Source organism: Marinifilum breve, assembly GCF_003202155.1.
Classification (GTDB): Bacteria; Bacteroidota; Bacteroidia; order Bacteroidales; family Marinifilaceae; genus Marinifilum; species Marinifilum breve.
Map to the genome: position 1 here is coordinate 326,960 of NZ_QFLI01000005.1, position 25,058 is coordinate 352,017.

At 35.3% G+C, this 25,058-nt stretch carries 20 protein-coding genes; 14 read left to right on the top strand and 6 right to left on the bottom strand.

Annotated elements, in window-relative coordinates:
- The 6 genes from DF185_RS13330 (at position 1) to DF185_RS13355 (ending at position 10,955) form a co-directional block, all read left to right on the top strand.
- A complete protein-coding gene (locus DF185_RS13330; protein WP_110361239.1) occupies positions 1-2,385 on the top strand; it encodes an ABC transporter permease in 2,385 nt (794 codons plus the stop codon).
- 28 nt (positions 2,386-2,413) lie between these two features.
- Positions 2,414-4,831 carry an ABC transporter permease gene (locus DF185_RS13335; protein WP_110361240.1) on the top strand — a complete coding sequence of 806 codons (2,418 nt, stop codon included), beginning with the start codon at positions 2,414-2,416 and terminating at the stop codon, positions 4,829-4,831.
- Positions 4,832-4,850: 19 nt separating this feature from the next.
- Positions 4,851-6,422: a DUF4933 domain-containing protein gene (locus tag DF185_RS13340; protein ID WP_133250036.1), complete on the top strand. Its 1,572-nt coding sequence runs from the start codon at positions 4,851-4,853 to the stop codon at positions 6,420-6,422.
- Positions 6,423-6,505: 83 nt separating this feature from the next.
- The gene (locus tag DF185_RS13345) at positions 6,506-8,044 is read left to right on the top strand and encodes a DUF4933 domain-containing protein (RefSeq protein WP_110361242.1); all 1,539 of its coding nucleotides are present in this window, start codon (positions 6,506-6,508) and stop codon (positions 8,042-8,044) included.
- Between the two features lie 106 nt (positions 8,045-8,150).
- Positions 8,151-10,529, top strand: coding sequence for an ABC transporter permease (locus tag DF185_RS13350; RefSeq protein WP_110361243.1), 2,379 nt, complete (start codon positions 8,151-8,153; stop codon positions 10,527-10,529).
- A 78-nt stretch (positions 10,530-10,607) separates the two neighbouring features.
- Entirely contained in the window at positions 10,608-10,955 is a 348-nt protein-coding gene (locus tag DF185_RS13355; protein ID WP_110361244.1) for a four helix bundle protein, read from the top strand.
- Between the two features lie 36 nt (positions 10,956-10,991).
- Here DF185_RS13355 and DF185_RS13360 read toward each other — a convergent pair whose 3' ends face one another.
- Positions 10,992-11,510: a GNAT family N-acetyltransferase gene (locus DF185_RS13360; RefSeq protein ID WP_110361245.1), complete on the bottom strand. Its 519-nt coding sequence runs from the start codon at positions 11,508-11,510 to the stop codon at positions 10,992-10,994.
- A 337-nt stretch (positions 11,511-11,847) separates the two neighbouring features.
- Here DF185_RS13360 and DF185_RS13365 point away from each other — a divergent pair, with 337 nt between their 5' ends.
- Complete coding sequence (locus DF185_RS13365; RefSeq protein ID WP_110361246.1) at positions 11,848-12,600, top strand: phosphatase PAP2 family protein; 753 nt, start codon at positions 11,848-11,850, stop codon at positions 12,598-12,600.
- 117 nt (positions 12,601-12,717) lie between these two features.
- On the opposite strand, the gene DF185_RS13370 is transcribed toward DF185_RS13365, so the two are convergent.
- On the bottom strand, positions 12,718-13,389 hold the full coding sequence (locus DF185_RS13370; protein ID WP_110361247.1) for an inorganic pyrophosphatase: 672 nt from the start codon (positions 13,387-13,389) through the stop codon (positions 12,718-12,720).
- A 264-nt stretch (positions 13,390-13,653) separates the two neighbouring features.
- Here DF185_RS13370 and DF185_RS13375 point away from each other — a divergent pair, with 264 nt between their 5' ends.
- The 5 genes from DF185_RS13375 to DF185_RS13395 all read left to right on the top strand — a co-directional run bounded on the left by DF185_RS13375 (position 13,654) and on the right by DF185_RS13395 (position 18,412).
- The gene (locus DF185_RS13375) at positions 13,654-14,742 is read left to right on the top strand and encodes a helix-turn-helix domain-containing protein (protein WP_110361248.1); all 1,089 of its coding nucleotides are present in this window, start codon (positions 13,654-13,656) and stop codon (positions 14,740-14,742) included.
- A 222-nt stretch (positions 14,743-14,964) separates the two neighbouring features.
- Entirely contained in the window at positions 14,965-15,711 is a 747-nt protein-coding gene (locus DF185_RS13380) for a phosphatase PAP2 family protein (protein ID WP_110361249.1), read from the top strand.
- A gap of 57 nt (positions 15,712-15,768) precedes the next feature.
- Positions 15,769-16,518: a phosphatase PAP2 family protein gene (locus tag DF185_RS13385; protein WP_165836031.1), complete on the top strand. Its 750-nt coding sequence runs from the start codon at positions 15,769-15,771 to the stop codon at positions 16,516-16,518.
- 26 nt (positions 16,519-16,544) lie between these two features.
- Positions 16,545-17,342, top strand: a complete 798-nt coding sequence (locus DF185_RS13390; protein ID WP_110361251.1) for a 4Fe-4S binding protein — start codon at positions 16,545-16,547, stop codon at positions 17,340-17,342.
- 317 nt (positions 17,343-17,659) lie between these two features.
- A complete protein-coding gene (locus DF185_RS13395) occupies positions 17,660-18,412 on the top strand; it encodes a lipopolysaccharide kinase InaA family protein (RefSeq protein WP_110361252.1) in 753 nt (250 codons plus the stop codon).
- Positions 18,413-18,777: 365 nt separating this feature from the next.
- Here DF185_RS13395 and DF185_RS13400 read toward each other — a convergent pair whose 3' ends face one another.
- The 4 genes from DF185_RS13400 to lpcA all read right to left on the bottom strand — a co-directional run bounded on the left by DF185_RS13400 (position 18,778) and on the right by lpcA (position 23,592).
- Entirely contained in the window at positions 18,778-19,488 is a 711-nt protein-coding gene (locus DF185_RS13400; RefSeq protein ID WP_110361253.1) for a glycosyltransferase family 2 protein, read from the bottom strand.
- A gap of 473 nt (positions 19,489-19,961) precedes the next feature.
- Positions 19,962-20,648 (bottom strand): hypothetical protein, encoded by a 687-nt coding sequence (locus tag DF185_RS13405; RefSeq protein WP_110361254.1) that lies wholly within the window; start codon positions 20,646-20,648, stop codon positions 19,962-19,964.
- Positions 20,649-21,224: 576 nt separating this feature from the next.
- Positions 21,225-22,763, bottom strand: coding sequence for a YifB family Mg chelatase-like AAA ATPase (locus tag DF185_RS13410; protein WP_110361255.1), 1,539 nt, complete (start codon positions 22,761-22,763; stop codon positions 21,225-21,227).
- 253 nt (positions 22,764-23,016) lie between these two features.
- The gene (lpcA, locus tag DF185_RS13415; RefSeq protein WP_110361256.1) at positions 23,017-23,592 is read right to left on the bottom strand and encodes a D-sedoheptulose 7-phosphate isomerase; all 576 of its coding nucleotides are present in this window, start codon (positions 23,590-23,592) and stop codon (positions 23,017-23,019) included.
- 122 nt (positions 23,593-23,714) lie between these two features.
- Here lpcA and DF185_RS13420 point away from each other — a divergent pair, with 122 nt between their 5' ends.
- Both DF185_RS13420 and DF185_RS13425 read left to right on the top strand, forming a co-directional pair.
- Positions 23,715-24,518: an ion transporter gene (locus DF185_RS13420; RefSeq protein ID WP_110361257.1), complete on the top strand. Its 804-nt coding sequence runs from the start codon at positions 23,715-23,717 to the stop codon at positions 24,516-24,518.
- A 185-nt stretch (positions 24,519-24,703) separates the two neighbouring features.
- Positions 24,704-25,054 carry a hypothetical protein gene (locus DF185_RS13425; RefSeq protein ID WP_110361258.1) on the top strand — a complete coding sequence of 117 codons (351 nt, stop codon included), beginning with the start codon at positions 24,704-24,706 and terminating at the stop codon, positions 25,052-25,054.
- Positions 25,055-25,058 lie beyond the last annotated feature (4 nt).

A 25,058-nucleotide genomic window follows, 5' to 3' on the forward strand; every position in this document is an offset into this window, starting at 1 on the left:
ATGCTTTGGTATCATTTGAAATTATCCGTTTTACGATTGCTTAAAAACAAAGCTTTTTCTCTGACCAATATATTTGGCCTCAGCTTTGGGATCGCCTCATTTTTTATACTGTTTATTCATGTGCAAAATGAAAAAAGCTATGACAAACACATTGATGATCATCAGGACATCTACAGGGTAATCTCTACTCCATCACACATTGATGATTCCTGGGCTAGAAGTTTAGGCTTTATTCAAGAAGCTGCAAGCCAATTTCCTGAAGTTGAAAATGCAACACGGTTTTCCCATGCAAAGCTGGAAAATATCAAAATACACGATGAATCTGTTGCTCAAAAGGATGTTTTGTCGGTTGACACAAACTTTATGAGCATGTTTGGAATTGAAAGCCTAATTGGAAATTTAAAGGATATTTCGAAGCCTAACGTAGCTTTTATCTCTGAGCGGTTTGCAAAAAAATATTTTAAGAATGAAAATCCAATTGGTCAATACATAGAGACCGAAACATTGCGATCAAGGAAAGAACCCGGAAAATTTGAAATCGTTGGGATTATAAAAAATACGCCTATAAAAACTCATTTCAACTGTGAAATACTTCTTTCACAAAAAGGAGCACTTGAACAACGTTATGCTTCCTTATCAACAAGAAAAATACAGTGGGTCTACAACTATTTAAAATTGAAAGAAGGAACCTCACCTACTTTCATTGCCGAAAAAATACTCACCCATTTTAACAATTCTGCTTTCAGACAATCCAGAGGTCCTAAAGATTACAAATTTAATCTTCAAAAACTGACTGACATTCATTTAAGATCGAACTGTAGGTTTGAATTAAAAGAGAGCAATACCAAAATTAATATTGGCTTATTTACTATTGTTTCTTTCGTGATACTATTTGTATCTCTTGTAAACTTTATCAGCTTAATCACAGTTAATCTTTTCAAAAGAACAAAAGAGTTTGGTTTGAAATCCTCCATTGGAGCTCACAAAAAGCATTTGTTGTACCAGATACTAATTGAGGTATTGTTGCTTTGTTCGCTTGCTATTTTTATTTCCTTATTTGTAATAGAGTTGATAAAACCAATTATCAGCCAGTTTTACGAAATTCAGTTTGATATTTTCTATAACGAACCTATTATCTATTTGTCCATTCTAATGATCATTTCACTTAGTGGAATCATATCTGTTTTATTTGTTCGATTATTTATTCTTAAAAATTATTCTACCAGCGAAATTATTAAAGGTTTACACCCTTTATCAGGAAAGCAATTGTTACAACCTTTAATGATATTTCAAATGCTAATTGTAATCATTTTAATTGCATCAACAATTCTTGTAAACAAACAGATCAACTTCATATTAGACAAACCCCTTGGCTTTACAAAAGACAATATTGTGGTCATCCATCAAAAGGACTATTCTAAAGACCCAAAAGTGTTTGCCAACGAGTTAAAAAAGAATTCTCAAATTGTTTCCGTTGGCTTTACCAGGCAATACTTTGGACATCCAACTCAAACCATTTCATTGGATGGCTTGGGAATTGATGGAACTGCAGAAATGTCTTTAGCCAATTACGATTTTCTACAAACAATGGACATTCAGTTGGTTCACGATTACATCAACAGATCGAAAGATACCATTGAAGGAATGATTATCAACAATCATTTGTACGAAAGATTGATGGAAAAACACCAAAATATTGAAAATCTGAATGCCTACAGAGCAGGAGTTCCTTTGGAAGCAGATCAGAGAAGGGTTGATATTATAGGAGTTGCTGAAGATTTCAATTACAGTTCGGCTCACAATCAAATAGGCGACTATGTTTTCCTAATTGGAGAGTCGCGAAGCAGAGCCAGGTTTACTCATATCAAAATTACTTCCGGAAATATCAGATCGGCAATGGATTACATTCAGGAAGAATGGCATAAACACTATCCAAACCAAGAAATGGATTATTTCTTTATGGATGAAAAAGTTGGCCAACAATACAAATCAGAAAATATACTTAGAAAAATTCTCTTGAGTTTTTCTCTCCTTGGCATCATCATTGGAATCATGGGTATAAGTGCTCTCTCCTACTTTTCTTCGGAGCAACGTACCAAAGAAATTGGAATTCGAAAAACCAATGGAGCCAAAACTCATGAGATTATCAAAATGCTAAACAAGGATTTCCTAAGGTGGGTAATTATTGCATTTGTTTTGGCATCTCCAATTGCATGGTACGCCATGAACAAATGGCTTGAAATCTTTGCCTATAAAACCGAGCTCAGTTGGTGGATTTTTGCCTTGGCAGGAATCATTGCCATGGGAATTGCCTTGCTAACCGTTTCATGGCAATCGTGGAGAGCGGCAAAGAGAAACCCGGTTGAGAGTTTGAGATACGAATAATTCATTTTCTAAGAAAAAAACATAAAGTATGTATCAGTTGAAAATGGCAATTAAATCATTAAGCAAGAATTTACTATCAAGTTTATTCTTGCTGATTTCTTTATGCATTGGTTTTGTATCCTTTGTTTTTATTGCAAGTCATGTTTCTCAAGAAATGAGTTATGACAGAGACTTTCCACAAGCTGAAAATATATATCGCATTGCAACCAATATTTATACTTCCGGAGAACTTAAACTTACGAAACCTCTATGCGAAAGAGATATGGGTAACGAGTTAAAAAGAAATTCTCCTGAAGTTCTGGAATCAGGCTTCTTTTTCAAACCTGGTAATCTTGAATTTAAAATAAATGAACAAATATTTAAGGATGAAAATGTTTTACATGCTTCATCAGGCATATTAAATGTCTTTTCGATTGAATTCATTTACGGATCACGCTCGAATGCTCTTAAGCGCCCATATACTGTAATACTTTCTGAGTCATATGCCAGAAAATATTTCGGAGATGAAAATCCGGTAGGTAAAACGATATTTAAATATCCAGGTGCTAGCTATGAAATAGAAGGGGTATACAAAGATTTACCTCAAAAATTACACTTTAAGGCCAATATGTTATTGTCTTTTCATGACAATATGCGTCTTCCTCCTCCTGCTATGGAAGCTTGGGGAGAATCTGCTTTTTATACTTATTTAAAGTTCCAAGCCAATGCTTCCATTAATGGATTCAACAAGAAGATGAATCAACTTGCATTGAGCAAAAAAAGGAATCTCGTTGAAGGTGGGGACATTCAACATACCTACTATTTGCAAGCTTTAACTGATATACATCTAAAATCACATTTAAAAGATGAACTTGCAATAAACACCCGTGCTGATTATTTGTATGTTTTAATGGCAATTAGCCTTTTAATACTCATTGCCATTGGATTTAATTACATTCATTTCTCGCATACCAAAGCCATTAAAGATGCTAACAATTGGGGACTAAGAAAGGTGGTTGGAGCAAAAGGTCGAAGTTTAATTTCACAATCTCTGCTGGAATCATTCCTTCTGCATTTACTTTCTTTAGTGTTGGCCATTTTTATTTGCAAGGCTCTGTCTCCTTTGGCATATTCAAATTATGGGCTTACACTTGATTTTTCAGAAGCCCCCCTGCTCTTTTGGATTATTCTACTATGCATGATACTACTAAGCACCTTAATCAATGGTATTATCACTGGCATCCTCATTAATCGATACAATAGTCTTGAATTGTTAAAATTGAAATTTAATCCACTTACTTCTAGCTTTTCTATTCAGAAACTATTTGTGGTAAGTCAATTTGTAATTGTAATAGCTATTCTGATATGTATTATGGGGATTAATAAGCAGCTGGAGTTCTTACAAGAAAAAAATATGGGAATGAATTTAAGCAATAAAATTGCTGTAACAGTTCCAAAAAACATGCGCAAATCATCCAGTAGATTTAAGAACTTCGAAACATTCGAGCAAGAGCTCCTAAGACATCCTAATGTAGAATCGATTACGCAATGCGATAAAATTCCAGGAGAATTACTTGCCTTTAATTTCACATTTAAAGAAAAAGGAAAAGATAAAAATGCGAAAGCATCCCTTATGGTAGCTGATGTCAATTACCTAAAGAATTTTGGCATTTCTCTTATTGAAGGAAGCAACTTCCCTAAAAATGCCAATAGCATTAATTCAGGATGTTTGATTAATGAAGCTTGTTTGTCTGATCTTGGATACAATCATCCTAAAGATGCCATTGGGAAAGTATTACAATTGAAAGATGAAAGTATGACGGAAGGCTTTGAGCTCGAAATTAAGGGGATTTGTTCCAATTTTAATTTTCAAAGTTTGCGAGAATTTCCAGGGCCTACTATTTTAATAAACTGGACACAAGAAATTATGTGGGGGTACTACATTGTAAAATATAAGACTCCCAATATAAAAGAAGAGATTGCCCACATTAAAAAACAAGTTGAGACTACTTTTCCAAATTACCCATTCCAATATGTAAGTCTCAAATCTTTTTACAATCGTCAGTTTATCAAGGAATTTCAATTAATTAAAATGCTATATGCATTTGTCTACCTCGCAATTGTAATTAGTGTAATCAATCTGTTTACCATGGCGTGGATAGGCTCATTGGTTCGCACCAAAGAGATAGGTGTTAGAAAAATAAACGGAGCCAAAACTCACGAAATCATTCTAATGCTAAACAAAGGCTTTGTTAAATGGGTGTGCATCGCATTTCTTATTGCCTGTCCTGTTGCATACTATGCTATGAATAAGTGGTTGCAAAACTTTGCCTATAAAACCGAGCTCAGTTGGTGGATTTTTGCCTTGGCAGGAATCATTGCCATGGGAATTGCCTTGCTTACGGTTTCGTGGCAATCGTGGAGAGCAGCAAAGAGAAATCCGGTGGAAAGCTTACGTTACGAATAAAACAAAACAGCAATATATTATGAAACTTAACCTCTTACTATCATTCTTGTTAATCATTTGTTTTTCATGCAAGAACAAAAGCATGAAGCTAAATGAAAATGATTTGGCTCAAAAAATTTTAAGTGAAGAAGAAATTTTAGCTCAAAAAGAAGAACTGCGTTTAAAAAAAGAGCAAGAATTGGCTGACTCTTTGGCAAAGTTGCCTAAAGGATTTCTATTCGAATCGGTTAGGAAAACGGATGCTTTTAATCCTCCAATTGTGATCGACATTGCAAACCGAATGGATAGCATCAAAGAATTCAAACTTTCTGATATTGCCCAAAGTATTGAATATATTAAAATGCAGACCGTGCCAAATTCTAGTATTTCCAATAAAATGGATTATAGATACTACATGACCGATAAATACATTGTGGCTTCTAATATTTATGGCATCCATTTGTTCAATAAGGATGGATCGTATAAAAATACAGTGGTAAAGAACGAATTAAGTGGAGTTAAATATGATAAGAAAAAAAAACAGATCTGGATGTACTATGCTAACTATACTAAGATAGGAGGTAATCCTACAGTATGGTCAAGAGGAGATAAACTATATTATAACTATCAAAATACTAATACAGGACAAAACTACATTATGGAGCTTAATTGTTCTCAGGATTTGGTTAAAATGAAACCTAATTTTAATCCAGAAGAACCAAAAGCAATTATTGGTATGGGGAAAGTCTTATTTGATATGAACCATGGTCAAGATAAAGTCCTCAAAGCTCCTACTCCTCTTGGTGTTTTAATTACTAATCCAGAATATCTATATGAAAGATTAGAAAATTTTAATCCCGACAATAACACCTATATAAAAACTCTTAATCAGCATGATAATTCATTAAAAATCCTCAATACTGTTAATACAGATATATTGGGTATTTTCAATTCAAAAGGAGATACTTTATCAAAATTTAAGAAACATGAACGATTAATAAATTATAAGCATAAAAACATGCGAGGATTCGATTTTGGTCTGTCATATGAAAAACAAGGAAATTACTTCTTTCGAACTGATTATAACGACACTATCTTTAAAGTGATTCCTCCAAATATTATCCAACCAAAATATGTATTCAATCTAGGAAAGTACAAAGTAAACAAACAAGATGCAACAACCCCTTCATTTGATCTGCACGGTAAAATGGTTCCGTATGAATGGGCTGATGGTACCCGGTTTATCTTTATGAGTTTTTTAAAAGATAATAATCTATCACCCAAATCGATGAGAAATAAAACCACACAGCTTTATTTTGCACTATATTCTAAACAAGATAAGTCACTATTTATTGTAGAACGAGATCCGTATGACTATCAACAAAATCTTCTTGTGAATAATATAGATGGAGGTTTCCCTGTTTGGCCAAAATCTTATATGATTAACCGAAATGGTGAAATCATGCTTGCTCTTCGTGGAAAAGATATCAAGGAAAAAGTTGCCTCTGATGAATTTAAAAATTCTAAGGCTACCTATGAAAACAAACAGAAACTAATCGATTTGGCAGCTAATTGCAAAAATGATGACCAAGTTTTAATGCTAGTAAAATAAAACCAACTATTGATTCATGGGTAATTATCGTACATGAACCAATTGAAAATTTATGATTTAAGTAACAACACAAGAATTAAATTATGAGATACTTTTTTTTAATTATCATTCCTTTGCTTATCCTTTCGTCTTGTAAAAACAAAAGCCTGAAGTTGAATGAAAAAGATTTGGCTCAAAAAATTTTAAGTGAAGAAGAAATCTTAGCTCAAAAAGAAGAACTACGTTTAAAAAAAGAGCAAGAATTGGCTGACTCTTTGGCAAAGTTACCAAAAGGATTTCGATTCGAATCGGTTAGAAAAACGGATGCCTCTCATCCTCCAATTGTTATCGATATTGAAAACCGAATGGATAGCATCAAAGAATTCAAACTCTCGGATGTAGCAAAAAGCATTGAATATATTAAAATGCAAAATCTGCCAGACTCAAGTATTGCAAATAATATCAATTACAAATACTACATGACAGATAAGCACATCGTAGCCTCTAATCTTTATGGCATTCATCTGTTTACAAAAAATGGGGAGTTCAAAAATACAATTGTAAAAAACCAACTAAGTGGTGTAAAGTATAAAGAGAATGAAAATCAAGTTTTAGTGTACTATTCCGAATATGCGAAAATAGGTGGAAGTCCTAATGTTTGGTCAAGAGGAGATCAATTGTACTATAACTACAGAAATACTAATACTGGTCAAAATTACATTATGGAGGTAGATTGCTCCAAAGATTTAATCAATACTCAGTATCAGTTCGACCCTGAAAATCCATTAGCAGTTTCAGGTGCTGGTAAAGTTTTGGTTGATCTAAACAGAGGACAGAACAAACCATTCAAGGCACCCTATCCAAATGGCATGTCATCATTTTCTCCCCAAAATACATATCAGTATATTGGAATTTTCACTCCTGACCGAAACACCTATTTTTCGAGGAGAAGCAGAAAGGGGAACATGTTGGAAATTTTCAATACCAAAGGAGATACCTTAGCCGAATTTACCAAATTCGAACGCCTGGTCAATTTTAAAGCCCGTGTTATTAGAGGTTTTGATTATGGAACCCAATATGAAAAAGGTGGAAATTATTATTTCAGATCAGATTATAACGATACCATTTTCAAAGTGATACCTCCAAACATTATAAAACCTGAATATGTAATTAAACTGGGCAAGCATAAAGTTAGTAAACAAGATGCTTCTCATCCTAAATTCGATTTAAAAGGAAAAATTGTTCCTCAGGAATGGGCAGATGGTAAAGATTTTATCTTTATTGAATTAACAGCAGATGACAATTATTGTCCAAATTCTAGAAAAAAGAATAGTGTTCGAATGCTATATGCCATCTACTCCAAAAAGAATCAAAAACTCAATTTCGTTAAATATGATCCATACAATTATGAGATGGATTTACTAGAAAATGATATTGATGGTGGATTTTCTGTTTGGCCTAGCTCTTACATGGTAAATCGAAAGAATAATATAATGGTTTCATTGCTGGGGAGAGATATCAAGGAAAAAGTAAATTCGGATGAATTTAAAAATTCAACAGCTCCTGCTGCCAACAAAGAAAAGCTTATACAGTTAGCAAAAACCTGCTCCGATACCGACCAAGTGCTAATGCTGGTTAAATAGTTTCATCAACAACACTCAAATGAAACGAGCCGAGAGAAAAAATCCTCATAAAAAGGAATGACAATATTGGCGAGTTCCATGGCAATTAAAAAGCAAATTCAGACATATGCATTACAGCTTCAAAATCATACTCCGATTAATTCTAAAAAAACCTGTTTTAAGCATCATTAACTTCACAGGTTTTACCATAGGAATTTTAGCTTCATTGCTAATTTATTTATGGGTTTACGATCAAAGCACTTTTGAGAAATTTCATTCTGATTACAACAGAATTTATCGGGTTTTAACACTCTCAAAGCAAGGTGAGGATATTATTAAATCGGCAGCTTCATACCAACCAATCGCTGAAACCATAAAAAAGGATTATCCACAAATTGAGGCTGCCACATACCTGTATGGATCATCAGAAGATTCCCCACTACAATTCGAGAATGGAAAAAAGATTGAAGCAAGAAAATACTTTACCAATACTGATTTCTTTAATATTTTTGATGGTTTTGAATTTCTGGAAGGCAATGCTGAAAATGCATTCAAACACAAATCAAACATTGTGCTTTCCGAAAAAGTTGCACATAAACTTTTTGGCAACTCACCAGCTTTAGGCAAAAAAATAGTTAGTGACAAATACAGTGAAAACATTTACACGGTTAGTGCAGTTTTAAAAATTCCAAGGAATACTCATATTGACTTTGGTTACTTATTGTCTGAGGACAATCTTAGCCTTCATCACACTACAAACTCATGGAGAGATTCCTACTGGATTAGAACCTATATCAAACTTTCAACAAATGCTGAAATAAACGATCTGTTTTTGAGCCGAATAAGCAATCATATTAGCCGATACTCAAATAGAACGGACAAGCTGATGTTTCAGCCTATATCTGAAGTTCACCTCCACTCTGATTACACCACCAATATGCTTGATAATAAGATCAGCAATTACAAGTATGTTGTAATTTTTTCGGGCTTGGCTTTGCTAATCCTTATTATGGTGATTTTAAACTTTACCATTCTTTCAACGGTAAACTATTCTGAACAAGCCAAAGAAATTGGGATTCAAAAAGTAAATGGTGCAAAACGCCACAGCTTATTGCTACAGTTCATGATGAATTCTTTTCTGCAGACTTTTGTGGCTGCATTTTTTGCCATTGCATTGGCATTTGTTTTGCTGCCAAAATTCAATGAACTTACAGGACAGCAGTTACAAATCAATCTATCAATGCAACTGATTACATACTTGTTTCTGCTAATTGTATTTACAGCAATAGCAGCTGGTTTGTATCCTTCCATTTACCTATCGAAATTGAATCCTGTTCAGATTTTAAAAGCCAAAAATTACAGTGGTGGAAATATTGGACTGATGAATTTACTCATTGTCATCCAGTTTGCGATTGCCATTTTTTCCATTTCAGTTTCAGGAGTCTTCATGAAGCAATTTCATTTCATTACCACAAAAGATTTGGGAATCAACCATAGCAACATGCTTGTTGTTCCTACAGGCTTATGGTATGATAGCAATTCTTTCAAAAATGAACTTCTACAAAACCCGAATATACTTTCTGCTTCGGCAAGTACTTATGCTCCAATGTACGGAGGTTTTCGTTCTAATTTTGTTGTCGATAACAATGGAGTTAAGGATAGCATTCATGCAGTGATTCTTCATGTTGACGATGAATTTGCAAGAAATTACGATCTGAAACTTACAAAAGGTAAGTTTCTAAATATGAACTACTCTACCTATTGGGAAGAAATGAAAAAGAAATCTGATGATCACACTTTTTCATTCCCTGTGGTGATAAACGAAAGTGCCGAAAAACTATTTGGTTTCGAGGATCCTATTGGTCAAAGAATTGGAAACAATGAGATTGTTGGAGTGGTAAAAGATTTTCATTTTAAATCGTTACACCACAGAATTGAGCCTTTGGTGTTAATGAATTCTCCTGAAAATATCATGACCATGAACATCAGGATTTCCAATCACAAACGCAAGGAAAGTATTGCCTTTATTCGAGATACTTACAAAAAACATAGAGAAGGCAGAGAATTTTCTTTTCAATTTTTCGATGATCTTTTGGAAGCTGAATACCGCAATGAGAATCATTTAAAGAACACTACCAAGGCATTCACCATTCTAAGCATTATCATTAGTATTCTTGGTATGCTGGGCATTGTTGGCTTTGTAGTGCGACAAAAAACCAAAGAAATTGGAATTAGAAAAGCCAATGGAGCCAAAACCTATGAAATCATCCAAATGCTTAATCTCAAATTCCTAAAATGGGTAATCATTGCCTTTATTTTGGCTTGTCCGGTTGCCTGGTATGTGATGAACATTTGGCTTCAAAACTTTGCCTACAAAACCGAATTAAACTGGTGGGTTTTTGCACTTTCTGGAATCATTGCCATTGGTATAGCAGTTCTAACTGTTACATGGCAATCGTGGAGAACTGCTAAAAAGAATCCGGTGGAATCGCTTCGCTATGAATAGAGAAACTCAATTAGTAATTAACAATGAGTAATGAATAATAATATTTAATTAATTTTAATTGCATTAATCCATTGATCTATGAAGAATAATATCATTCTTGAAAAATCATATGCATTTGCAGTTAGAATTGTCAAATTAAATCAGTTTTTAACGCAAGAGAAAAAAGAGTTTGTTCTTTCTAAGCAAATACTGCGTAGTGGAACATCTATTGGAGCAAATGTAGAAGAAGCTGTTGGTGGTATTTCCAAAAAAGAGTTTCGTGCGAAAATGTCTATCGCTTATAAAGAATCTCGTGAAACAGATTACTGGCTTCGATTATTAAAGGATACTGAAATAATTGAAGAAAAATTATTCAATTCATTGTATGAAGAAAACAAGGAGCTCTTAAAGATTCTCTACAAAATCATTAAAAGCTCCGAGAATTGAAACAAGTATTATTCATTACTCATTATTAATTACACATTATCTTGTTCTTTTGTACCAAGTAATCTCATCTCCTTGATAAGTAAACTTCTCAATTAATTCCAATCCTAATTTATCAAGTACCTTTTGAGATTTTTCATTGCTGACCAAGGTCATACTACAGATTTCTGTGATATCCAGTTTTTCGAAAGCATATTCAATTGCAGCTTTGCTGGCTTCGGTGATATAGCCTTTGCCCCAATATTTACGCAGCAAACGAAATCGTAAATCGTAATAATTGCTGTATCCGTTTAGTTCTTCTTTTTCGAGCTTAAAACCTGTCCAGCCCATAAAACTATGGGTTTCCTTATCGATAATTGCCCAACGTCCAATGCCATTTTCTTTGTATTGGTGAATGATATTTTTAATCATCTTTCTACTCTGATCAATATCACGAATGGGTTTGCGTCCTAAAAACTTATATACTTCAGGATCTGAGTCCATTTCAAACATTCTTTCATCATCGCTTGGTAGTATCTCTCGTAGGTATAGTCGGTCGGTTTCAAGTATAATATTCATTTAATCAATTCATTTTAAGGTTTAAATCAATATTTTAATCTCGTACAAATCTGTGAATTGTGCAAGTTTTTCAAGATCTAAATCCTTATTTAGATTAAATTATACAGACATTTAACTACTGCTTAACAATCGCATAAATCAACTTTAGAATTGTAGCTCTGTAATATTTATAGTGAGTTGTCCTTAAAATTATGTAGCGCATAAGTTCATTGATTACTGTTTTAATCCTTTTTAACCTTCTTTCACAATCACCCTCCTCCCAGTTTAGAATTCTGTTAGATCTCCTACTCATTTTTGCTTCCAATTTCAGAAGTAATAATTAACAGATTTCATTATCATGATTTACATTGTAAGAAAAGTAAATGCATTTTTACTGATCCCACTGCTTCTTATTTGTAATGTAAGCTATGCACAATTTCAAAATCCTACTTATGCAGATCAATTAATTCTACAAGAGAAGAAACCAAATTTAAACTTACCATTAGGCATAGCTGCCGGAGCGATTACTACGGGTTTACTTCTCGAATATTCGGGGTGGTTCGATAAAAAGAAGTTTCAGACTAATGTGCTGCGATCATTTCCCAATGCGAAAACCCATGTCGACGATTACCTTCAGTTTACACCCATAGCCATTGGTTTGGGCTTAAATGCCTTTGGTAAAAAGGGGGAACACAAGTTTACCCATCAGTTAAAACGACTAGCGTTTGCTGAAGCCATTTGCAACGCTACTGTTTTTACCATTAAAACTCAGACCAAACATGAACGTCCCGATGGATCTGCCACGAATTCATTTCCTTCAGGTCATACAGCACAGGCATTTTGTGCTGCAGCATTTCTCGATCGTGAGTATGGAAAACAATATCCCTGGCTACGTTGGCTCGGATATGGGATGGCAACTACAACAGGTATTTGTCGAATTCTGAACAACAGACATTGGGCAAGCGATGTAGTCTTGGGAGCTGGCATTGGCTACCTATCGGTAGATTTAAGCTATCGCCTTTTCGATCGCTGGGAGATGAATAAAAACCTACAGGTAACTCCTATCATCGGGAATCAAACGTATGGAGTGAGGCTCGTTTACAATTTCTAGTAAATAACCGACCTTTTTTACTGTTTGACTGTCATAAAAAAGCGACAACCCAAAGGCCATCGCTTTCAATATCATGAACTGATCATTGTTAACTGTTTACTGCTAACTGATCACTGCTTAAACGTGTTTCAAAATATCTTCCAAATTCTCGAATCTGGTTTTGTAATCGTTCATCGATCGGCTGATTACCTCGTGCGCTTCTTCAACACCATAGGTATGTGTAATCTCAGCCTGACGATCTAAACCTGGCATATCTTTATAGGTTAAGAAATAATGTTTCAAACGATCAACAATTACATCAGGCATGCACTTGATATCGGTAAACTCACCGTAGGTAGCATCGTTAATCAAAACCGCAATAATTTTATCATCGGCTTCATTGCCATCAATCATTCTAAATCCTCCAATCGGACGAACCTCTGCAATAATATCTCCGTGAGAAATCGATTTTTCTGTAAGAATACAAATATCCAACGGGTCAGCATCACCTTTAATACCAGGCTTGCCCGACTGTTCGCTACAATATTCTCCAACAGAATCGCCACAATAGGTTTGAGGCAAAAATCCGTATAAGGCAGGAACTACATTCGAATATTTTTGCGGACGATCAATTTTAAGATATCCGCTCACCTTATCTACCTCATATTTAACTGTATCAGTTGGAACCATCTCGATAAATGCCATTACCGATTCTGGCGCATTATCTCCGATATCCAATCCATGCCATGGATGTGATTTGTATCGCAAGCCCATTAGTCTTGCAATCGGATCGTTTAATTTGTTTCCCATAGTAAGTGTTTCTTTACAAGTATCGTTTTGGCACAACGAACTTAATTCATTTGGTATAAACAAATGTAGTAAAACAATATAAAAATCTAGCCTGATGCCTTTTTCTTTTGCCTTAATTATTAAAATTGGGTGATATTCGACATTCAAAGACAATAATTAATCAATTTTCAAACATTAATAAGGACTATCCTGTATAAGTACTACAATCATTCAACTTGTTTACTATATTCGTTGTTCTATTTTTGCAGATACTCAAAATACAGTATGAATACATTATTAACTTTACTTTTAATTCAGGGAAGCATACTTTCTTTATTGCTTCTAACGAGAAAATTTAACCATACTCAAAATCGCTTTTTAGGTGCTTTTGTACTTTTGGTTGTAATTTTTTCTTCGGTAGAGTTACTGGAAAAAACATATTGGGAGTTTAGCAATGGATATTGGATTTTTCTATTTGTTAGTAGTAAGTTTTTAACTCCAATTCTTTTGTATTGCTATATCTCAACATTTGTTAGAAACAATAAAGTGAATATTAGCAAACACCTAATAACACCCTTAATTTTAGGTATTGCATTTAGCTTTTGGTGTTTTTTAAGTGTAAATATAAAAAGCTTCGACATGTTCATTAATTCTACCTATGGGATCATTATATCTGTGATGAATATTTTTTTGTGGCTACTATACTTACCTCTTAGTTATCGAAATCTGCTTGTTGCGAAAAGAGAAAAAAGTATCACAACTCAGTATTTATCTTTATTGAAAATACTATTACTTCTAATCTCATTTACACTTCTTCTGGAAATACTTGATGATTTCAATGATCATTTTCACTTTTTTACAAGTCTTGATTTTTTTGATGTAATTGATTTCCTTTTCCTAGGAATGATATACTTCATTAGCTATAAAGCCTTTAGTCAGCCTCAAATGTTTCAAGATGTAAAGAAACTTATACCTAAACCTGAGCCAATAGCAAAATATGCCAAATCAAATTTAAGCGAAAATAAACTAGATGATATCCAAAAAAAATTGGAAGATCTAATGCAAAGTGAAAAACCATATCTAAAAGGCGATTTAAACATTCAGGAATTAGCTGACACTCTCAAAATATCAAGACAATACCTTACACAGGTTATTAACGAAAAAATGCAATGTAACTTTAACGATTACATTAACCTTTTTCGAGTTGAGGAGTTCAAAATAAAAGCTAAAAATCCTGCCTTTAAAAACTATACACTTCTTGCTTTGGCATTGGAATCCGGATTTAATTCCAAAACATCTTTCAATACCATTTTCAAAAAACATACAGGTATGACTCCCTCACAATATCGACAAAGTTTAAAGGAAAATGAATAAAATTTTGTAATTGAATCAGTACTATTCCACATTATCTCCTTTTTAAACAAATCTCTTCCTTTTTTAAAAACCACCTCTATTAATCAAACAAATACCTTATTCATGGGGGGTTCAAAATGCGCACTCTGAACCATCAAACCCTTCATAAAATGTTCGATTTGCGCACTTAAAGCGCTTCCCTTTCAGGTATAGACTTGCTTTGTCACCCAAAAAGTAAGTCAAATGAAGAAGAAATGTTTAATCCTAATTTTTAGTTTCATTTCATTGTATTGTGTGGCTCAAAAAACAGATACAATTAATAGTGAAATTCCATACCACAAGCCAACTTTCCTATTGAAGAACAAAGCTCTACCAATTGCGGTTGGTATTGTTGGTTTAGGAGTGGCTCTCGAGTATTCAAATTCCGATAAACATTGGTGGCAAAACAAATACAGTTTCCAAAATAAAGTAAGAGAAAATTTCCCTGGATTCTCTACCCGATCCGACGATTACCTGCGATATGCCCCATTAGCTTTAGCCGTAGGAATGAACATCAGTAAAAATAAGGCTGAACATAGAATTATTGGTCAATTGGCTCGATTGATTAGTGCCCAAATAATAATGGATGCCACGGTTAATCAAATGAAGAAGAAATTCAAACACCTACGTCCTAACGGCCATAGCTATACCTCATTTCCTTCTGCACATACAGCTCAAGCCTTTTTGTCGGCCCGATTTCTAGACAAGGAATTTGGAAAAGAACACAATTGGGTTCGTTGGTTAGGTTATGGAATGGCAGCAACTACGGGGGCCTGTAGAATTCTTAACAACTCACATTGGGTTTCTGATGTTTTGGTTGGTGCAGGTATTGGAGTACTTTCCGTTGACCTTACCTATTGGCTATTTGACAAACTGGGTAACAAAAAGCTAATGATTGCACCTATAGCAGGAAAAGATATGTACGGAATCAATCTCGTTTACAGGTTCTAATATTCATACCAAAACCATCCTACAATAAATCAAATGGTAATTAAATTTTATGTAACAATGACTCAAACAAAAAAAATCATTTCTCTTCTTACCACTATCCTTCTTCTATTCTCACACTTTTCATTTTCTCAATTTGTTAAAAACCCTCCGATTCCAAAAGAAAGTTATTCTTACAATGAGAACAATAACAAGTTAGCCCTTCATATTGCTGGAGGAGTAATTGCAACTGGGCTTTTACTTGAATATTCGGGCATCTTCGACAAGAAAGAATTTCAAGACGATGTGCTGCGCCAATTTCCAAATGTAAAAACCAGTATCGACGATTACTTTCAATACACTCCTATTGCAATAGGTCTGGGTTTAAATGCATTCGGCATTAGAGGTGAGCATAAATTTACTCATCAAATAAAACGACTGGCTTTTGCCGAGGCCATCTGCAATGCCACTGTTTTCACCATTAAGTCACAAACCAAACACGTGCGACCTGATGGATCAGCAAAGAACTCTTTTCCTTCAGGTCATACAGCACAGGCATTTTGTGCTGCAGCTTTTCTCGATCGAGAATATGGAAAACAGTATCCATGGCTCCGTTGGCTCGGATATGGAATGGCTACAACCACCGGAGTATGCAGAATATTAAAAAACAGGCATTGGGCAAGCGATGTGGTTCTGGGAGCTGGTATTGGCTACCTATCAGTTGATTTAAGCTATCGCCTTTTCGATAGATGGGAGAAAAACAAAAACTTACAAATTACCCCCATGGTTGGGAATAAAACCTATGGTTTAAATATCGTCTATAAATTTTAATCTCAAGCATAAACTCAATCAAACACATGAAACGAATCAAAAAAAACACAAACTTTACATTTAAAAGAGATTTGGTTCGTGCTATTGCAGCACTTTCCTTCTATGCTCTTGTACTTATCCCACATATTTTAGGATACGAAGGATTCGAATATGAATCGGAATACATTGTATTGGGATCCATTCTATTACTCGGTCCTTGGTTCTGCGGTTGGGCCTGTCCTTTTGGAAATGCATCCTATTTTATGACAAGATTAGGAGCCAAACTCTTTCCATCTCTACAGTTTCAAATCCAACCTAAGATTCACAACATCTTAAAATACTGTAAATATTTACTTCTGGTTTATTTTCTAAGCTTATTCGCCATTAAGGGTATCGATTATTTTGGCGATCACATGGTCATGTACCAAAGCAATTGGTTTACATCAATGTATATCAAATTTAAGCACATAGCTGTGCTATTTATCCCCCTATTCTTACCTCGCTTTTTCTGCAAATACCTTTGTTTTCAAAAGGGGGCTTATAATTTGCTAAATCTCATTTTTCCGAGCAGCAGTATTATTCGAGATTCATCAACATGCATCAATTGTAAAAAATGCGATAGGGTCTGCCCAATGCAAATTCGCATATCGAAAAAAGAAAGTATAATGGGAGACGAATGTTTAAATTGTTTCAATTGTCTGGATCAAGATGTATGTCCACCAAAACACCGTTCATTAAAACTACAGGTTTGGGGAAAAATAAGAATGCCATTGCAATTTGGACTACTTATGTTTTTTGTTTACATACTTATTTCATTAGTTGTTAAACTAATATCAGGAGCATGAATCATTGCCCATTTCAAATTATGAGCTCCCGCTTAAAAGACTCCATATTAACCTAGTGTATTCTCATTAACAGCAATGCACCTCAGAGGCTCTGAGGTGCATTAATACTTGTAAATAACTCTTTGATACCTATTTCTCTCCGATGGCTACTTAGGCCGCTCTGTAACTTCATCATCAACATTTTCTTTATTTTGGTAAACTTCGGGAGCAAGCGGTTGCCATAGCTCTCTCAAACAGTTTGATAGAATAAATCCGGCTTAACATCCTAAATAATTCAGCAAATTCTTATTAGTTTTACGCCATACTTTAAGAATATTATGCCATATCAAATAAACAGCAAGTATTTAGCTTTAAAATCCTTTATTGAAGAGCTGCCAATTCGCTTTCCAAAAGAAGGGAAATCAATTTATAAGGTTCGAAACGAAGTAAAGATTTTCGATGTAGATGGGTATCTTTTAAATGTAAAGAGCTATAAAGTTCCCAATCTGTTCAATAAAATTGCATATCGCTACCTTCGTGGTTCAAAAGCCAAGCGATCGTATGAATATGCTGAATTTTTATTGAGCAAAGGAATTGAAACTCCTGCTCCAGTAGCATGGGTTGAGTGCCATAATGGTGGCGTACTAAAAGAGAGTTATTTTGTGAGCATTCAGCACAAACACGATTGTAACTTGCGCGATGTGCTCGAAGATAAAGTAGAGAACAAAACGGAAATTTTAAACGGTTTTGTTGATTACACGGTAAACAAATTGCACAAGAATGGCGTTTTTCACTTGGATTATTCTCCGGGGAATATCCTGATTCGCAAAGAGAAAGATGGATACTCTTACAGTGTAATTGATCTGAACCGAATGAAGTTCTTCCCTATTGATCTGGAAAAAGGAATGGAGAATTTAAAGCAACTTCATACCACAGCAGAGAACTATAAGATTATAGGAAGAAGGTATGGTGAGCTAATGGGAATTGATCCTGAAGAATGCGCAGAGAAATTGGTTGATATGGATAAAAAATACCAGGAGTACAGAGCGCGCCGAGGACGATTTAAAAGGATTTTTAAAAAGCGTAAATAATTTATACCGATTATTATTTGAAAAATTTTTCCATGCTTCTTTGGTTTAACTTCGTTTTGCTCAAGCCGCATGGCTCTTACTTTTTGCATTGATCAAAAAGTAAGCAAAAAATCTAGGGCGTGTAAGCTCAAACTTCTTCTACTTGAAAAATTTAAGTGCGGCGGGGTGATCTTCGAACAAGTTCTCAGCTTCCCCGTCTTTCTAAAAATTTTTCTGCGTCTAATCAGCTTGATCTTCCAATGCCCACTTTGGTCAATAGAACAAAGCTAAGTTAGATAATAATAAATCTAAAGAATTACTCTTTCCAAACTAACAGAGCAAAAAAAAAGCTGTTTCATTCATTTGAAACAGCTCTTATAATATTTTTAAATCTTATCTCTTCCTTTAATAAACTTCAAGAAATAATACTTCAACGGATTATCATACTTCAATTGTTTCCATGGTCGGCTACTGTGAGGTAAATGCAAAACCGTATGCTTGCGAAGAATGTAATTTTTAAAGCCTAGCTTTCGCGACATTTTCGAAATGTAAACATCAAACCAATCCTTTTCATCCGATAGCTCTCTAAAATCGAATGCTTTCAAATAATCCAAAGTAATTAATGTACAGCAAAAACTCAATCTTTTGCTGGTTTCCATAATCTCCGGATCCGATTCTTTTACAAAGTTATACGGGAAATTGTATTTCTCATCGCGGTCAACCGTTACAGAAGCTACCATTCCACAAGAATCAAGCTCCTTGCTGTGCTTAAACAATTGTTCAATCGTATCTGGTTTTACCATCACATCCGATTCAATAATCAATAGCCCCGACTCATTTTTTATGGCCTCTTGCTGTGCTATCTGAAGAACCAATTTATAATTTGGGGATGGCGTATTGGTAATATCCTCCAGGTTTACCAAAGTATAGTTCAAGCTTTCTTGGTGCTTGTCAAGATACTTTGTAGTTTCCTTTGTACTAAAATCGTTATAAATTTTGTAAGGAAATGAAACTGTTGATTTTGCAACAGCTTTAATGGTATCCTTGGTAGTATGTAAGGAATCTTTTACTGGTGTAATTATGGATAAATTCTTCATCTCGTTTTTCTTGTTTTCTATCGCCGACAATTTTGCAAATCTTAGCCCATTTATAAGTGCGTGATAATTGGGACTAAAAATTTCCCGAAAATACATCATTTTTTTCTACTTATTCATGAAATTCAGCGTTTTTTGTTGGAAGCCGCTTACAATTAGAGGTAGAGCAGTTCAGACCATTTGAAGTGCTTCAACTTTCGTGGCAATGCAGTTCAGAGCATCTGAAGTGCTCTGCAATTTGTGGCTGTCTTGTTCAGAGCGTCTGAACTACTCTGCCATTTGTGGAAATACACTTCAGACCGTCTGAGGTACTCTGTCTCGTTGTGGCAATACAGTTCAGAGCGTCTGAACTGCTCTACCATTTGTGGCAGCCTTGTTCAGAACGTCTGAAGCACACTGCCATAAAAGAAAATGCACTTCAGACGGTCTGAAGTGCATTAACATATAGAAACAACTCATTTTTAGGCATAAAAAAACTATTCCTCATTGACAGGACTTTCTATTTCTTCTACAACTTCCTCTGCCTCCTTTTTCTTTCCGTTTGTCAATTTCGGAAACAGGCGGTTGGCATAATTCTTCCCAAACAATTTGGTTGCATCTAAAGTGTTGAATTCGTATTGCTTTTGCAATTCATACTGAGCCAGTTCCTCATTGGCAACAGCCACTTTTTCTTCGGTTTTTTTCTCATTGTGAAATGCAATAGCTTCTCGCGATGCAGCAATGGCATTCTTCAACAATTCAACATGCGATAGTAGAACATGCCCTTCGCCCAAAGATTGTAAACGAAACAGCAATTGTTCGGCAATTTCAACCTCTTTGGAATAGGAAGCGTTGGTAATGTTTGATGGTTTTCCATCAGGAAAAAGTTGATTGAATACCGAGCGACCAGGATTACTTCTATCGAACTGCTTTACACTACCCACCAAGTTTTTAATACAATCATCTAAAAGACTATCTTTTAGAACAATTGCATCGTAGGCCGCATAACGCGCCTTTACTTTCTGTACTCGATTTTTGATTTGAATTTCAAGATTCTCGATTTTGGGCTGAATGTTGCTTACCAAACTTTCAGCTCCATTGGTTTGCTGACACAAACGAACATGTCTTTCGGAATAAGTGATTTGAGTTTCCGATGACATGCTATTTTTCAATAATGTTGCCATAACTAGATCGTTTAAATGATTAATTAATAACTTATCCTTATGAATTGTTCTTGCAGATACAGATGCCCGATCTCTACACGCCTTCTTTAATCACTTCCATCATTTCAACATCACTTTTTCTTCACCTACCACTCCTCAACTGCCTCTTTTCATGATCGGTATATTAAAATTAAACAAAACAATAATACCAAACTAATGATAAATATCATGTTTTGTGAAAAAATTATGGGGTTAAGTGGATGAAAATAACTGGATAAATAAAACACCCCTCTGGCTGTCGCCATCTCCCTTAAAGAGGAGAATTCTAATTCGTTGCTTACTTGCTTAGCATTAGGGTGCTTGGTGAATTGGCAAATACTAAACTGAGAGCCTTACTTGGAGTGAGACCCTCAGAATAAATATTGTTTTTGAGACTCCCACTTTGGGTGGGATTCTCAATAGATTTTTTCCAACTTAATTACTCGCTAAACAATTGGAGATGTTTGACGAATTGCCTGATGCAAAACTGAGAGCCTCACTTCAAGTGAGAATCTCAGCCCAGCATTCATCATTTATAATTCATCATTATTAATTAGCTTATCCTCCCCATCCATCTCGGTCCAAGCTTCTGTACTGAATGGCTTCGGCCAAATGATCGCTTTCTATGTTTTCCGAACCAGCCAGGTCGGCAATGGTTCTCGAAACTTTCAAGATTCTGTCGTAGGCACGAGCCGATAATCCCACTTTCTCCATGGCCGTTTTCAACAAAGCATTACCAGCTTCATCGGGCTGACAATATTTACGCAATAGTTTGGAACTCATTTGCGCATTGCAATGCATACCCTCCTCATCTTTAAATCGATCTTCCTGAATTTGTCGGGCATGTTCTACCCTTGCTCTTATCACTTCACTTTTTTCAGACAATTGGGTATCCGATATCTTATCGAAAGTAACGGGAACCACTTCGATATGAATGTCTATTCGGTCCAAGAGTGGACCACTAATTTTACTCAGGTATTTTTGTACCATTCCCGGAGCACACAAACAATCTTTCTCGGGATGATTGTAATATCCACAAGGGCATGGGTTCATGGAAGATATCAACATGGTACTTGCCGGGTAATCTACCGTGAACTTGGCTCGCGATATGGTAATGGTTCGGTCCTCCAAAGGTTGACGCATTACTTCCAAAACGGTGCGTTTGAACTCGGGCAACTCATCTAAAAACAACACGCCATTGTGCGAAAGAGAAATTTCTCCGGGCTGCGGATAGGTTCCTCCGCCAACTAATGCAACATCCGATATGGTATGGTGCGGAGAACGAAACGGACGCTGAGTAATTAACGAACTGTCCTTCTCTAAAGTTCCTGCTACGGAATGTATTTTGGTTGTTTCCAATGCCTCCTGCAAACTAAGCGGTGGCAGAATGCCTGGAATTCGTTTTGCCAACATCGTTTTTCCTGCACCTGGTGGGCCAATCATGATAATGTTGTGACCACCGGCTGCAGCAATCTCCAATGCTCTTTTCACATTCTCCTGCCCTTTTACATCGGCAAAATCGTGAGGAAACTTATTCAGATGGGCATAAAACTCTGCTCTTGTATCAACCTCAGTAGGTTTTATTTCTGCATCCCCTTTCAAAAAGCCAATTACCTCGCTTATATTATCGGCTCCGTATATTTTCAACTTGTTTACAACGGCAGCTTCGCGAGCATTTTCTTTCGGAAGAATCAAACCTTCGAATCCTTCTTCCCTGGCCTGAATGGCCATAGGCAAAACCCCTTTTATGGGCACCAAACTGCCATCGAGCGATAGTTCACCCATAATCACAAACTTCTCCAACTTATCGCAAGATATTTGTTCGGTTGCAGTTAAAATTCCAATGGCAAGAGGTAAGTCGTAAGCCGATCCTTCCTTTCGAATATCGGCCGGAGCCATATTAATGATTATTTTTTTTCCAGGAATTTTATAGCCTACTTCGCGCAAAGCAGAATCGATTCGTTGCTGACTTTCCTTCACAGCATTATCGGGTAATCCTACAAGAGAGAAGCGCACACCAGGAAAAACATTTACCTCAATGGTAATTGTGGTGGCATGAATGCCGTATACGGCACTTCCATAAGTCTTAACAAGCATAGTTTGATTATCTTATATATAGAATGATTCTATGAATATAACAATAATCCACAATTCATCAAAACATAATTCAAAATGAAATATTTAAAATAGCATTGAATATTAATGCATTCATAAGTTTAAAATCAATACAATAAGTAACCACGACCTTAATCTTCCTGACTAAAACTGCTTATTCTAGTACGAAGATTGTATAAATTAAAAAAGCTGCAACAGAAATCTGCTACAGCTTAAAATATTTTTAATTTTTCTCTTAGGTCATCTTCGCTTCAATATACTGAATCAAGCAATGAATTACTTTAATGTGAATTTCCTGTACTCTATCAGAGTATTCATTCCAAGGCACTCTAATTTCTACATCACACATTTCGGCCATTTTACCACCTGTTTTGCCGGTTAATCCAACAACAGTCATTCCTTTTTCTTTGGCAGATTTAATCGCATTTATCACATTAGCAGAGTTTCCTGAAGTACTTATTCCAAGTAAAACATCTCCTTTTTGTCCCATGGCTTCTACATATCTGGAAAAAATATAATCGAAACCATAATCATTGCCAACACAGGTAATATGACTAGGATCAGAAATCGAAACAGCTGCCATCCCTGGGCGTTCATCGCGAAATCGACCTGTTAATTCTTCAGCAAAATGCATGGCATCGCACATTGATCCACCATTGCCACAAGAAATTACTTTGCCTCCATTTTGAATGGTTTCTGCCATGGCTTCCCCTACTTTTTCTATGGCTGTAAAGTTCTCTTCCTTTGCCAAAAACTCATTTAAAACTGTCTGAGCATCAAGAAAACTTTGCTTTATATCGTTTATGATCATATTTTTTAATTTTTACCAAAAATACGAAACGCAGCGAGTAATTAAGAATAATGAGTTATAAATTAAAAATGGACTTTTCAAGTTTTATTTCTAAGTTTACTAATAAATCCAAAGTTTAATACATGCTACCAATAAAACAGAGACTTTACGAAGTAATTTTTGAGGCCGATACCAGAATAGGAAAGTTTTTCGATCTTGCCTTACTAATTGTTATTCTGCTTAGTATTCTGTTTGTAATGTTGGAGAGTGTTCCATCTATCGAAAACAAGTATCATGATTTTCTAAAAATCGCAGAATGGATCATCACCATTATTTTTAGTTTGGAATACATCATCAGAATCTGGATTGTAAGACACCCTCGAAAATATATTTTTAGCTTTTATGGAGTTATCGATTTATTGGCTGTTCTGCCCAGTTATTTGGCTCTATTCTTTGCCGGCACACAAGGTTTAATGGTAATTCGTGCACTTCGACTGCTTAGGATTTTCAGAATTTTAAAGTTAAATCGATATTTGAAAGAAAGTGCGGTTATCATTCGAGCTTTAAGAGAGAGTCGTTATAAAATATCCGTTTTCTTATTTGGTGTATTGACACTGGTTATTATCATTGGGACGGTAATGTATTTGGTAGAGGGAGCCGAACATGGTTTTACCAGCATCCCACGGGGAATTTATTGGGCGGTAGTAACATTAACCACTGTTGGATATGGTGATATCTCTCCTGTTACCTCACTGGGACAGTTTTTAGCTAGTATGGTGATGATTATTGGTTATGCCATTATTGCTGTTCCAACAGGGATTGTAACCGCCGAACTTACCAAGCACAGTACCAAAGAAACCTCAACTCAGGTTTGTCCTGAATGTCTTTCTGAAGGGCATAATCATGATGCAAAATATTGCAGCGAGTGTGGAGCCAAACTGAACTAATTCAGAACCGACTTTTTACAATTTTTAACCTATCGATCCTTGTGAATTATCGAAGCAAATTCAGATTTTATAGGTATATTTGTAGGTCTCTTTAAACAACAATCAATAAGGAAACTTATTTTGTTGAGAGAAGAATAACAATCACCTATACCACTTATTAGCAACAAGGTATAAAACAACTTATTATGGGATTTACTAGCGGTTTCTTTAAAAGACCTCAACATAAGAGATTTAATTTGCAGCCTCGTTATTGGGATCCTGCCAAGGAAGAAAGAGAAGAGCGTGAACGCAGAGTTAAATCGGAACTTGGAATTAAGGATGAAAATGGACAGTACATCCCCAATATAAAAGGGAGAATGAAAAGTGAGTTGCGCCATAAATATTCTGATGCAAGAGGTACAAGACAAAAATCAAACTTTAGATTAATTATCATCTTTGTGATTCTTGCCGTTGCAGCCTATGTGTATGTTTTTGGTTGGGATGAGTTGATAGAACGAATTATTGGTGGTATGGAGAGTTTAAAATCTAATCGCTAACATC